This is a genomic window from candidate division WOR-3 bacterium, assembly GCA_039801905.1.
GTDB lineage: Bacteria > Hydrothermota > Tepidihabitantia > Tepidihabitantales > JBDRVQ01 > JBDRVQ01.
Window position 1 is genome coordinate 20,207 of record JBDRVQ010000019.1, and the last position, 13,322, is coordinate 33,528.

At 44.3% G+C, this 13,322-nt stretch carries 8 protein-coding genes; 5 read left to right on the forward strand and 3 right to left on the reverse strand.

The window, feature by feature from the left end:
* Positions 1-8: 8 nt before the first annotated feature.
* Genes ABIL00_04990 through ABIL00_05000 form a run of 3 tightly spaced genes read left to right on the forward strand, consistent with a single transcriptional unit; the run spans position 9 to position 5,337 of the window.
* Positions 9-1,487 (forward strand): C25 family cysteine peptidase, encoded by a 1,479-nt coding sequence (locus ABIL00_04990; protein MEO0110110.1) that lies wholly within the window; start codon positions 9-11, stop codon positions 1,485-1,487.
* Positions 1,484-4,795, forward strand: coding sequence for a C25 family cysteine peptidase (locus ABIL00_04995; GenBank protein ID MEO0110111.1), 3,312 nt, complete (start codon positions 1,484-1,486; stop codon positions 4,793-4,795). Before ABIL00_04990 ends, ABIL00_04995 begins: the two co-directional genes overlap by 4 nt.
* Positions 4,792-5,337, forward strand: a complete 546-nt coding sequence (locus ABIL00_05000) for a macro domain-containing protein (protein MEO0110112.1) — start codon at positions 4,792-4,794, stop codon at positions 5,335-5,337. The genes ABIL00_04995 and ABIL00_05000 overlap by 4 nt, the downstream gene beginning before the upstream one ends.
* Here the strand turns inward: ABIL00_05000 and leuS are convergent.
* A complete protein-coding gene (leuS, locus tag ABIL00_05005) occupies positions 5,318-7,780 on the reverse strand; it encodes a leucine--tRNA ligase (protein MEO0110113.1) in 2,463 nt (820 codons plus the stop codon). The two genes, ABIL00_05000 and leuS, sit on opposite strands and share 20 nt — an antisense overlap.
* 338 nt (positions 7,781-8,118) lie before the next feature.
* On the opposite strand from leuS, the gene ABIL00_05010 reads away from it, so the two are divergent.
* A complete protein-coding gene (locus ABIL00_05010) occupies positions 8,119-8,979 on the forward strand; it encodes a hypothetical protein (protein MEO0110114.1) in 861 nt (286 codons plus the stop codon).
* 8 nt (positions 8,980-8,987) lie between these two features.
* Here ABIL00_05010 and ABIL00_05015 read toward each other — a convergent pair whose 3' ends face one another.
* Complete coding sequence (locus ABIL00_05015; protein MEO0110115.1) at positions 8,988-11,624, reverse strand: cation-translocating P-type ATPase; 2,637 nt, start codon at positions 11,622-11,624, stop codon at positions 8,988-8,990.
* A complete protein-coding gene (gene holA, locus ABIL00_05020) occupies positions 11,621-12,502 on the reverse strand; it encodes a DNA polymerase III subunit delta (GenBank protein MEO0110116.1) in 882 nt (293 codons plus the stop codon). Before holA ends, ABIL00_05015 begins: the two co-directional genes overlap by 4 nt.
* A 91-nt stretch (positions 12,503-12,593) precedes the next feature.
* Here holA and ABIL00_05025 point away from each other — a divergent pair.
* A partial coding sequence (locus ABIL00_05025; protein ID MEO0110117.1) for an SLC13 family permease occupies positions 12,594-13,322 on the forward strand: 729 nt, incomplete at its 3' end.

Here is a 13,322-nt window from a genome sequence, read left to right on the forward strand (position 1 = left end):
GAGTAGATATGCGTCTTCTCATAATCTTTTTAATCTCCTCAATTACCTTCGCCCAGGAAGGAGCCAGGTATTTAATCATCACCCATGACAACTTCTATAATGTTGTGCAAGATCTTGCCCAATGGAAAAACCAGAAAGGGATGAAGTGTAAAGTTGTTAGATTATCTGAGATTGGAAATAGTGCGAGTGCCATAAGAAACTATGTGATTAATGCCTATAACAACTGGGATCCGAAACCTGAATATCTACTTTTGGTTGGTGCACCGAGCCTTTTGACGAGTTATAGTTTTGGTCAGGGACCGCAAAGGCTTTATACCGATAGTTATTATGGTGATGTCTCGGGTGATTATCGGGCGGAGATTTGTTATGGGAGATTACCCTGTAAGACCGCGGCTCAGTGTAGTGTGATGGTGAAAAAGATTTTGACCTATGAGAAGACACCAACTTTGGTTGACTCCCTCTGGATAGTGAAAGGGGTTGGGATTGTGAATGAAGATGGTTCGGAAGATGATACGATATACTGGAATAATGTCCGGTTCGCCTGTCAACTGATGGGAAATGCGGGATTTGTTCAGGTTGATACCTTCTCCCGATATCGGGGGCATAATGCTAATGATGTGATCAATGCGGTAAATCAAGGCCGGGGAATTGTCTTATACCGGGGAAATGCCACCGGCAATTGGTATACACCATTTAATGTTAATGTCCAGTTAACCAATAATGTTAATATGTTACCAATCATCGCTTCTATCACCTGCCAGACTTTAACCTTATCACCTTACAATGAGTCAATGGTTGGCGAAGCCTGGTTAAAGGTCGGGACAACTACTTCTTTGAAGGGGGCAGTTGCCTTTTTTGGCAATACCCATTCCGGAACCAATCTGGCACCAATTAGGGGGGTTTGCACCCGGGGATTTTTCAGGAAGTTATTCTCTGATGAATACCAACTGGGTAAGGCGGTCTTAGCGGCAAAAGAGAGTATCTATGCCCGTTTCTATAACCAGTATGAGTATTACGGCTTCAATCTCCTTGGGGATCCGGAATTAAATGTCTTAACCGGTATCCCAAAGAAAATCTATGCTTCTTATCCGGAGACGATTCCCTTAGGAAATCAGAATTTGACAATTAGGGTGGAGCGGGAAGGAAGAAGCCTTCCCAGTGCCTTAGTCTGCCTTTGGAAAGGGGAAGAGGTCTATAAATATGGTTATACCAATTCTTCTGGTGAGATAACATTTAATATCAATCCGACAACCGAAGGGGAGATGCTCTTAACGGTAACCGGCAGAAACTCCATCCCCTTTGAAGGAAGAGTCTTTTGTCTTAATCCTACAGGAATCCGAGAGATGGTCTCTTCTCCTTTTGTCAAGAAACCTTCCGGAAAAACCTTTTATGACTTTTTGGGTCGGAAGAAAAATCCACCGCTTGCTCCGGGGATTTATTTTCTTAAAGACGGGACCCAATTTAAGAAGATAATCCTGACGGAATGAGAAAGGAAGGGCTTCTTCTCCTCTTCTCAATTCTCTTCGCCCAGGAAGGAGCCAGGTATTTAATCATTACCCATGACAACTTCTATAATATTGTGCAAGATCTTGCCCAATGGAAAAACCAGAAAGGGATGAAGTGTAAAGTTATTAGACTATCCGAGATTGGTTCTAATCCGGATTCAATCAGAAATTTTGTCATCTATGCCTATAATAACTATAATCCCAGACCGGAATATCTACTTTTAGTTGGCGCACCAAGTCTCTTACCCAGTTATTACAATTCTACTTTAAGAATCTATACCGATAACTACTATGCCAATGTCTCAGGAGACTACCGGGCGGAACTTTGTTATGGTCGCTTACCGGCGAAGACCGCTTCCCAGTGTAGCGTAATGGTGAAGAAGATTTTATTCTATGAGAAGATACCGACATTGGCTGATTCTTTTTGGCTAGTGAAAGGGGTTGGGATTGTTAATGAAGATGGCTCTTCTGATGATACAATCTATTGGAATAATGTCCGGTTTGCCTGTCAATTGATGGGCAGCGCGGGATTTGTTCAGGTTGATACCTTCTCCCGATTAAGGGGAGATTCAGCCGGTGATGTTATCAATGCCGTAAATCAAGGTCGGGGAATTGTCTTATACCGGGGAAATGCCACCAATAACTGGTATACGCCATTTAATGTTAATGTCCAATTGACTAATAATGTTAATATGTTACCAATCATCGCCTCTATCACCTGCCAGACTTTAACCTTATCACCAAATGAGTCAATGGTTGGTGAAGCCTGGTTAAAGGTCGGGTCCGCCTCAGGCGGATTGAAAGGGGCGGTCGCCTTTTTCGGCAATACCCATTCCGGAACCAATCTGGCACCAATTAGGGGTGTTTGCACAAGGGGATTTTTTAGAACTTTCTTCTCCGAAAATTACCAATTGGGTAAGGCGGTCTTAGCGGCAAAAGAGAGTATCTATGCCCGATTTTTTAATCAGGCAGAATACGAAGGATTTAATCTTCTTGGTGACCCGGAATTAAATGTCTTAACTGGTATCCCAAAACCTTTAATTGTTGAATATCCCCAATCAATTCGGATTGGTGGTCAAAATATCACAATCCGGGTGAGAAGGGAAAATTTACCTTTGGCTAATGCCCTAATCTGTTTAGTTAAATCTTCAGAAGTTTATGCCTATGGTTATACCAATTCCTCCGGCGAGATTACCCTTAACATCTCTCCCCAGACCCCAGGGGAGATGACCTTAACTTGTACGGGACGCAACTCCTTACCCTTTTTGGGCACAATCTGGGTCTTACCCCCTTCTGGTTCTCCTTATCCGGTCTATTATGATTTAAGACTTTATGACTTTCCACCAAACGGTAATAATAACGGCAAACCGAATCCCGGAGAAGAGATTTCCTTAAAAATCTTATTAAAAAATATCGGCGATGTACCAGCATATTATCTCCGGGGAACTTTAAGGACCAATGACCCAAACTGCCAAATTTTTGATTCAAGCGCGACCTATGGCATAATCCCACCGGACTCAATAAGGGAAAATGAAGGTTATTATCGCTTCCGACTTTCTCCGGATTTGCCTGATGGTTATACTCTACCATTTTCCCTTTTCCTTACCGATACCTTAGGGAATAACTGGCAAACTAATTTCTCCATTTTCATCCAAAGGGGTATCCTCACTTTTACCAACTATTCAGTTCGGGACAGTGCACCGGGTGGTAATGGCAATGGCTTATTTGAACCGGGAGAATCCGGAAAACTTCTCTTCGGTTTAAGAAATACTGGCTCGGATGTTATCTCGGGTGCTTTTGGTCTCTTACGCTCTAAAACTCCGAAGGTGCGGGTGATTGATTCCTTAGCCTTCTTCGGTAACCTTTTGCCCGGAGAAGAGAAGTTTAATAACCTTACCCCATTCTCTCTAACCTTTTCGCCGAGCCTTTTTGGAGGGCAAAATATCTATTTAGATTTTATCTACTTCGGCGATGGTTTTTCTCCCTATCGGGACTCGGTTGGGATTCTTTTAGTCTTAGGAGGGAGTTCTCCTTCCCAACCGATTGGACCTGACCCTTATGGCTATTACTCTTATGACAATACCGACCTCTCTTCGGGCCGGGCACCAAATTATAATTGGGTTGACATCCGTTCTTCTGGTCAACTTGTCCCCGGGGCAACCGAAGCGAATGATACCATCGTCTCTTTAAGACTACCCTTCACCTTCAAATACTACGGTCGGGAATATGATACCGTCTCAATTTCTTCCAATGGCTTTTTTGTTATGGGCCGTTCCACCTATTATTCCGGAAACAATCGCTCTATCCCCTCTCCTTCGGCGCCGGTGCGGGGGGTATTTCCCTTTTGGGATGACTTGGATACGAGGAGGCAGCAACAGATGGTGAACGGCGAAGTCTACCATTATTACGACCAGGCAAATAATAGATACATCATTATGTTCTGGGATTGCCCCCATTACCAGCGAAGGGATGTCCGGGAGACATTTGAGGCAATTTTATTTGACCCCCGGTATTATCAAACCCCAACCGGGGATGGTGAGATAATCTTCCAATATGCCGTAGTCTCCGATGCCCTCTCCTGCACGGTTGGTTGTCAAGACCACACAGAAACCCGAGGGATCTGCTATCTCTATAATAATACCTACCACCCGAATGCTGCTTCTTTGGTCTCTGGTCGGGCAATTAGATTAACCACCCTCCCACCGGTTGAGCAGAATACCCCTTGGCTCACCTTAGAGAGGGTTATCTTTGATGATACCCAAGGGGGCAATGGCAACGGGATATTAGAACCAGGGGAGAGTGTTCTTCTCACTATCTTTTTAAGAAATCGGGGGCAGGCAAGTGTCAATAACCTGATTGGTAAGTTACGCCGGCAAGAAGAAGACTTTATAGTTCTTGACTCAACCTGCAATTTTGGCACCGTAGGACCAAACCAGGAAGTGAATAACTCATCTTCTCCTTATCGCTTCCGTATTAGTTCTTTCCCTTCCGATACCGTACTCTCCTTCTTACTTCATCTTACCGGGACAAACTATCAAAACTCCCTCTCCTTCACCTTAGGGATGGGAAGTTTTACAGGAATTTCCCGGGATAAGGTCTTGAAGGCCTCAAGAAAGTTGAAGACCTTCTGGCGGGAGATCTCAGAAATTAAGAATGGGCTCCGCCGAGAGAAGTTGGCAATCTATAACTTCTCTGGTCAGAAGGTAGAAAAGATAGAAAGGGCGGGAATTTACTTCCTAAAAATTGGTGGCAAAACCGAAAAGATAATCTTCCTTCCTCCAGGGAGATGAAATTCCTCTTTGCCAATTTAGAAATTGAATGCCAAGAGGGGGATATTACTAAGCAGCCGGATATGACGGCGATTGTCAACGCCGCCAATGCCTGGCTCCGGTCGGGCGGCGGCGTAGCCGGAGCGATCCATCGGGTAGCAGGACCAGAATTGGCAGAAGAGTGTAGAAAATTTGCTCCGCTAAAGACCGGAGAGGCGGTCCTCACCAAGGGTTATAAACTACCGAATCGTTATGTGATTCATTGCCTTGGTCCGGTCTACGGCCGGGATAAGCCGGAGGATAAACTTCTGGCCGCTTGTTACGAAAACGCCCTGAGATTAGCGGAAGAATATAAAATTGACTCTCTTGCCTTTCCTGCTATCGCCACAGGTTATTTTGGCTATCCGATAGAAGAGGCAGCAGAGGTGGCGATTAAGACCATCTTAAAAATGGCACCCCAATTAAAATCCGTTAAGAAAATCCGTTTCGTCCTCTTCACCAAAAAAGACTTAGAAGTTTACCAAAAGGTCTTAAATAATTTACTTAATCCAAAACGATATTGAGCAACTTATCTTTAATATAGATAATCTTCTTTATCTCCTTTCCCGCAATATAATTTTTAATCTTGCTCTCTTCCAATGCCAATCGCTTAACCTCCGCTTCTTCACTTCCTAAGGGGACAACAATTTTGGAACGGAGTTTGCCGTTAATTTGAATTGGAATCTCCACCTCCGGAAATTTTATAGCGGAAGAGTCATAATTCGGGAAAGGTAAGGAGGAGATAAATCCCTTTCCTTTTGCCCTCTCCCAGAGCTCTTCGGCGAGGTGGGGAGCGAAAGGGGAGAGGAGGATGAGGAAATTATAAAGGGAAAAGCGAAAGACTTCGCTCTCTTTATCGGGGAAGGAGGTTAAGTCATTTAGGAATTCCATTAAGGCGGCGATCGCGGTATTGAACTGAAACTTTTCGTTATCCTCCTTAACCTTCTTAATAGTTTGATTCAAACGGATATAAAGTTTCTTCTCAGAAGGGGAGAGGGGTTCTCTTTTCATCTCCAATCTTATCTGGTAATTATTCTCTGCAAAGAGGCGATAGATCCGGTTTAAGAAACGTTTCGCCCCGGTGATTAACTCATCCTTCCAATCCAGATCCTTTTCCGGAGGCGCAGCAAAGAGGATACCTAAACGGGCGACATCCGCGCCGTGTTCTTCTAAGAAAGGACCAACCCAAACCCCATGCTTCCGGGAAGAAGACATCACCTTGCCGTCTAAAAGGACCATCCCTTGGGTAAAAAGGGAAAGGCAGGGTTCGTCATAGGCGCAGAGGCCCATATCGTATAAAACCTTAGTGAAAAAGCGGAAGAAGATTAAATGCCCACAGGCATGCTCAATCCCTCCAATATACTTATCAATTGGCAACCATTCCTTTGTCGCCTCATAGGTGAAGGGGAGTTTCTCATTTCTGGGGTCTAAATACCTTAAAAAATACCAAGAGGAATCAACAAAGGTATCCATCGTATCCGGATCCCGTTTTGCCTTACCCCGACACTTCGGACAGGTCGTGTTAATAAAGTCTGCCACTCCGGCTAAAACCGACTTCCCCTTTGGGAGATAGTCTTCAACCTTTTCCGGAAGAAGGACCGGTAGATCCTCTTCGGGAACTGGCACAATACCACACCTTTCACAATGAATCATCGGGATTGGTGTCCCCCAGTACCTCTGCCGAGAGATTAACCAATCCCTCAAACGATAATTGACCTTTCTCTTTCCGATACCCCTCTCTACCAGATAGTCGGTTATCAACTTAATCCCTTCTGGGGAAGACTTTCCGGAGAAAGGACCGGAATTTACCATTATCCCCTCACCAGTATATGCCTCACCCATCTCCCCTTCTTTCAAATCACAACCGAATGGTTTAATTACCACCCTTATTGGTAAGTTATATTTCTTAGCGAATTCAAAATCCCTCTGGTCGTGGGCGGGAACCGCCATTATGCAACCAGTCCCATAGGAGGCTAAAACGTAATCGGCGATAAAGATTGGAATTTTCTCTTTACTTAATGGGTTTTCGCAATACCGGCCAATGAAAATACCTTCCTTCTCCCGACCGATTGCCTGCCTTTCAATCTCTGACTTCTTCAAGATTCTTTCTATAAACTTCCTGATTTTTTCTTCTTCCTCTGTTCCCCTTATCAGTTCTTCGGTAATCTCCGCATCGGGGGCGATTGCCATAAAGGTCACACCGTAAAGGGTATCGGGTCGGGTGGTGAAGATATTTAAGGAATAATTAGTCCCCAAGACCGGAAAAGATACCTCAACCCCTTCACTGCGGCCAATCCAATTCCTTTGCATTATCTTCACATTTTCCGGCCAACCTTCTAATTGGTCAATCCCTTCCCAGAGCCTCTCCGCATAGGCGGTAATCTTAAAAAACCATTGTTCCAACTTCCTCTTCTCCACAATTGCGTTACAAGTTCCCCGATAACACCTGCCTTCAACTACCTGTTCGTTGGCTAAGACCGTTTGACAGCCCGGACACCAGTTCACCCATCCCCCTTTCCGGTAGGCTAAACCGCGTTCGTAAAATTTTAAAAAGAAGTATTGATTCCATTTATAATAGTTTGGATCAAAAGACCAGATTTCTCTCTCCCAATCGTAACTTATTCCCAAGCGGATTAAGTGTTCCTTAGAAATCCTTATATTCTCCTTTGTCCAAACTTCGGGGTGGACCTTATGGATAATGGCGGCGTTTTCGGCGGGTAAACCAAAGGCATCCCAGCCGAAGGGATGGAGGACATCCTTCCCTTCTTGCCGTTTAGTCCGAGCGACCACATCACCGATCACATAGTTTTTGATGTGACCCATATGTAAATCGCCAGAAGGGTAGGCATACATCACTAAGCAATAGTACTTATTCTTAGGATGGGTTGGGGTACGGAAAATACCTGCCTCTTCCCATCTCTTCTGCCACTTCTTCTCTATCTCCGGAAAATTATATTCCAACTTCATAGATTTTAATTATAAAAGAAAAATAAAAAGTTGTAAAGATAAGACACTTCCAAAAGGAAATACCTACTCCAATCCTTTCCCCCAAATTTGTGACAAAAATGGAAGATTTCTCATCCAAAAAAATTGGCATTTCTGCCAAAAAATTTGGCAGGGGGATAGAAAAATAGACTTTCTTTATAAGATAAGTTACCAAATTTTCAATTACTTAATGGCAATTCATTTTTGGCACATTCTTTGCTTATTTATTTTGAGCTATCCGCCATCTATTAAGCCGCCAACCGCTGTGGCGGAAGTTAGGAGATTTACTAAATGGGGGCGGAAGAAGGGATAGATGGCGGATGGCATTTAATATGTTAGGAAAAAGAAATTGGTTCTTATTGATCTTTATCTTTCTTATTATTCTCTTTGCCTTTGCCCTTCTTCCTTTTTTTTATCTTAAAAGAAATTATCCGGATAAGGAGAGTTGGACCCTCTTCCAATCCGCAGAGCGGCTAAAAAGTCTTTTGAAAAAGAAGAATGTAAAAGGGATCTATAACCTCTTCAATCCCACTTTCCAAAGGGAAATCTCCGAAGAGAGATTTACCACCACCCTGGCGGAATGGCTGAAAGGGAAAAAAATGAGGAAGGTGGAGACAAAGTTTACGAATATCACCGGATTTACTGGCCAAGTGTCCACTTGGGTTTGGGAGGATAAAAAGGATTACCTCTATCTCTTCTCTAGTTGGATTAAGACCGATAGCGGTTGGCGCCTCTTATGGTTGACCCCGATCTTAAGTCAAGATTTTGAATACGGAAGGGGTGAGGTGTCAGAGCGGAGAAGACTATTGGGTTTAGCGATAAAGGAGGCATTCTCTAAGGAAGGTTTTGGTGACCTTTTCTTAAAACTAAATCTCCCTCGGCAACTGGTCTTTATAAAAAAGGGGCGTCCCGAAGAGAAACCACTTTTAGATAAATCCCCCTTACCGATCCTCTGGCTAACCTTAGATGAGATAAAGAAAAAATCTCAATACCTCCCAATCCCTTTCTATTTTGACTTTGGGGCGATAAGGATAATTGACAACTTAGCCACTGTCTATTTGGATATCATCCCCATCAAAAATGGAGAAAACCAGTCATTACGTCAGCCCCGCGGTCTCCAATTTCAATTCCGGCGCAAAGAAGGGGATTGGGAATTTGCAGGCTACGGTTCCCGCTGGTAAGGAAAAAATTACCATTTTAACCTTTTTAATAACTCCCCCAAAAGGAGAGTGGTGGCGCTGAGGGGAATAATTATTAACCACCGGCTAAAGGGGAAAGGGGCGATTTCAAAAAGTTTAGCCAGAGGAGGAAAATAGAGGATCGCCAATAAGGAAAGGAAAGTTAGGCTTTGGGCGAAGAGTAATTGGGGATTAGAAAAGAGACCAATCTTAAAGAGAGAGAATCTTTCCGAGCGCCAATTGCCGCAATTAAACATTGCCGAGATGGTAAGGAGAGAGAGAACCAAAGTCCTCGCCTGATTGATATCCGAGCGGTGATTAAAGAAAATAAATAAAGCCTGAATGGTGAGCAAAATCGCTAAAATTAAACTGAATCCCACATTGCGCTTAGTGAAAAATAATTCTTTTCTTCCTCGGGGTGGTTGGCGCATAAGGTCCGGTTCGGGCGCTTCCAGACTTAAAGCGAGGGGGGGCAGACCATCGGTTACTAAATTGAGGAAGAGAATCTGGACCGCGGTGAGAGGAAGGGGTAAGCCAAAAAGGAGGGTGAAGAGGATAATGAGTATCTCGGCTAAGTGTAAGGTGAGACCGTAACTTAAAAAGTTCTTTGTGTTCTTAAATATATTCCTCCCCTCTTCCACCGACTGGACAATTGTGGCAAAGTTGTCATCCAGAATAACCAAATCGGAAACTTCCTTTGCCACTTGGGTTCCGGTTATTCCCATCGCTATCCCGATATCCGCCTTTTTTAAGGCTGGCGCATCATTCACCCCATCTCCGGTCATCGCCACCACATAACCTTTACTCTGAAATGCGGAAACGATCCGTAATTTGTGGAAGGGCGAGACCCGGGCGATAAGGTCAATTTTTTCAACCTTTTCGGTCAATTCCTCATCACTCATCCGGTCTAAGTCGGCACCCGTTAAAGAAATTCCATCCCTTTGAGCGATGCCAATCTCCTTCGCTACCGCTTGGGCGGTGAGGAGATGGTCACCAGTAATCATCACCGGTTTTATTCCGGCGTCACGGCACTTATCTACCGCGGGTTTCACCTCGGGCCTCGGTAAGTCCATCATCCCCACAAAACCTAAAAAGGTGAGGTCTTCCTCTATCCCTTCATCGGATAAGATCTCTCCTTCCTTAAACGCCAAACCCAAAACCCTAAGTCCCCTCTCCGCCATCTCCTTTAAGATAGAAAGGTATTGCTGGCGGACCCCCTCTTCCAATCGGCATCTCTCCAAAACCACTTCGCCCGCTCCCTTACTGGCAATAAAAGAGAGGTCCCCCTTTTTATGAACGGTGGTCATCAACTTCCTCTCCGGAGTGAAAGGAATCTCGTCAACCCGCGGCCATTCCCTTAAAAGATCTTCCCTTTTTAAGCCTCTCTTTTCCGCAAGAACCAAAAGGGCGCCTTCGGTTGGATCGCCATCAACTACCCATTTCTCCCCTTCCCTTCTTAAAGAGGCATCATTACATAAAAATCCAACGCGAAGTAAACTATCCAGAGCCTCTTCTAAGTTCGGGTGAGAGCCCGCTTTAAGAAAAAACTCTCCTTTTGGCTCGTAGCCAACACCACTAACCTCAACAAGGACATTTGGGGGAAGGAAAATCTCCTTTACCGCCATCTCCCCTTTAGTTAAGGTTCCGGTCTTATCCGAACAGATGACATTCACTGCCCCTAAAGTCTCAACACTCGCTAACTTCTGAACCAACCCCTTCCTTTCTGCCATCCGCTTCACCCCTAAGGAAAGAGAGACCGTGATCACCGCCGGTAGGGCTTCCGGCACAACCGCCACCGCCAGGGCAATTGCCCAAAGAAACATCTTCGTTAAACTCTCTCCGCGGTAAAAACCGATTAAGAAAATTAACCCGGAAATCAATAGAGTTAATATCCCAAACCATCTCCCCAATTTATCCAGAGAGATCTGTAAGGGGGTCTTTTTCTCCTCAATCTTTTCTAAGACTTGGGCAATCTTTCCGAATTCGGTATCCATTCCGGTGGCAAAGACGACCGCCTTACCCTTGCCGTAGACAACCGAAGTGCCGGAAAAGAGGATATTCCTCCGGGCAAAGGAGGGGGTCTCGGGAGGTAGGATACAAACATCCTTTTCCACAGGAATTGACTCCCCAGTTAAAATTGATTCATCAACCTTTAAGGTATTTTCTGATAAAAGATAACAGTCGGCGGGTATTTTATCCCCGGCGCTTAAAAGGATAATATCCCCCGGTACTATTTCCTCCGCGGAGATCACCTTTTCCTTACCTTCTCTCATCACTCGGGTATAAGGAGAAAGGAGGCTTTTCAACTCGCGCACTGCCCTTTCTGCCTGGTAGTTTTGGACTCCCCCCAAAAGGGCGGAAAGGAAGACAATCGCTAAAATGACAAAACCTTCGGTCCAGTCCCCAGTCAGGATGGCAATTAAAGTGGCAAAGAGCAGAATGAGAATGAGAAAGTTCTTAAACTGCTCCAGGAAAAAGAAGAGGAGATTTCTCCTTCTTAATTCCCTTAACCGGTTCGGACCAAATCTCTTTAACCTCTCTTTAGCCGCCTCCTCCGAAAGCCCTTCGGCTTGGGTTTTTAATTCTTCTAAGACCTCCTTGGGGGATTTGGTATGCCAGGTTTCTTCTCTCTCGCTTTTTAAAATCATTTTAATAAACTGACAAGCCATTGACAAAGCAAGGTCTCGCCGTCACAACTGGTCGTCTTAATCCTCTTGTCAATTTTTACCAATTCCTTCAATCCCCAAATGACCTCCCTCTTCTCCCAAAGGGGATTTTTCTCTTCCGCCAAAAGGCGGAAGAGAATAGCGGCCAAATAGCCGATAATCACCTCCAATTTCCCCGCATAGAGATAGAGGTTATGGAGGGCTAAAAGGGCTCTTTTCCGATCTCTATTCCGGAAAGCATTGCCTAACTCTTGAATGGGAAAACGCCTACTCGGAGAGATCACCTCCTCCAACTCCTTCCGGGTAATCCTTTGCGTCTTAGCATAGAGTTTAACCTTTTCGTATTCCTGATAGACTTGCGTATAATCTTCCCCCGCATATTCCAAAATTAGAGATAAACAATCTTCATCAATGATATACCCTTCCCTTCTTGCCCTCTCTCGGAGTTCCCTTTTGATTGCCCACGGTTGCCCCCGGTAGAGATTGATCGTATAATTAGCCAAACCTTCCTTTTTCAGAGAAGACTCTATCTCCTTTGACCAAATGACCTTAGCCACCACTAAAACCGGACTTTTCTTAGTAGTAGCAATCTTTTTTAATATGGGAAGTATTTTTTCCAATAGGGACTTTTCGGAAAAGAGAGAAGAAGAATTTTTTAAGATGAGGAGTTTCTTCTCAACAAAAAGGGGATTAGTTAACAACCTCTCCGCGAGGGTGGGGATATCAATTTCTTCGCAATCAAGTATCTCCGACTCATAAGAGACCCCTTTCTCTTCCAACTCTCTTTTAAGATGGGAAAGAAATTCCTCCGCTCGGATATCATCCTCACCCAAAAGGATATAAAGAGAATTTTCTCTCACTTGAAATTTTATTAGGAAAAAAGGGAAAATCAAGAGGTACCTTAAAGGGGAAAATTTATTGACTTCTTAAATCCGCTACCTATAATGGGCAATGAAAAAAAGATATTTCAAGAAATTTCTCCTTCTCGGCGTCTTCCTTTTTTTAGGATTTTTAATCTCCCGCCTCCCCTTTCCGGATATGAAAGAACCAGCCCGCATCACCTTAGGGATTCTTTCCATCGCCATCTTCCTTTGGATTACAGAGATTGTCCCTTTATACATCACTTCCTTCGTCATCCTCTTTTTAGAAGTCTTATTTCTCACAAAATTTGTTGGCGATTTTAAGGTCTTCCTCTTTCCCTTTTTTGACTCGGTAATCGTCTTATTTTTGGGGGGATTGGTTTTAGCCTATACCTTAAAGAAATTTAACTTAGACGAATGGTTTCTCTTCTTAATCTTAAAACGCGTCGGGAACTCTCCTTCCCGCATCTTATTCGGTTTGATGGTGGTGACGGGCTTTCTTTCTATGTGGATGTCCAATACCGCAGCGACCGCCTTAGTGATCGGTTTGGTCTTGGTCTTAATCAATCAAATCCCAGCGGATGACCCTTTGGTTAAGGCATTGGCTTTGGGTATTCCTTTTGCCGCAAATATCGGGGGCATCGCCACCCCGATCGGCACCCCGCCCAATGCCTTGGCGATTGGTATCCTCCGGGAAAAGGGGATTAGTATCTCCTTTTGCCAATGGCTCTTCTTTGGTTTACCGATTACTGCCATCCTCTTTTTTCTCATTTATTTTATTTTAAGGCTTCTTTTTCGCTCTAAATTGTCAAGGGTGCCA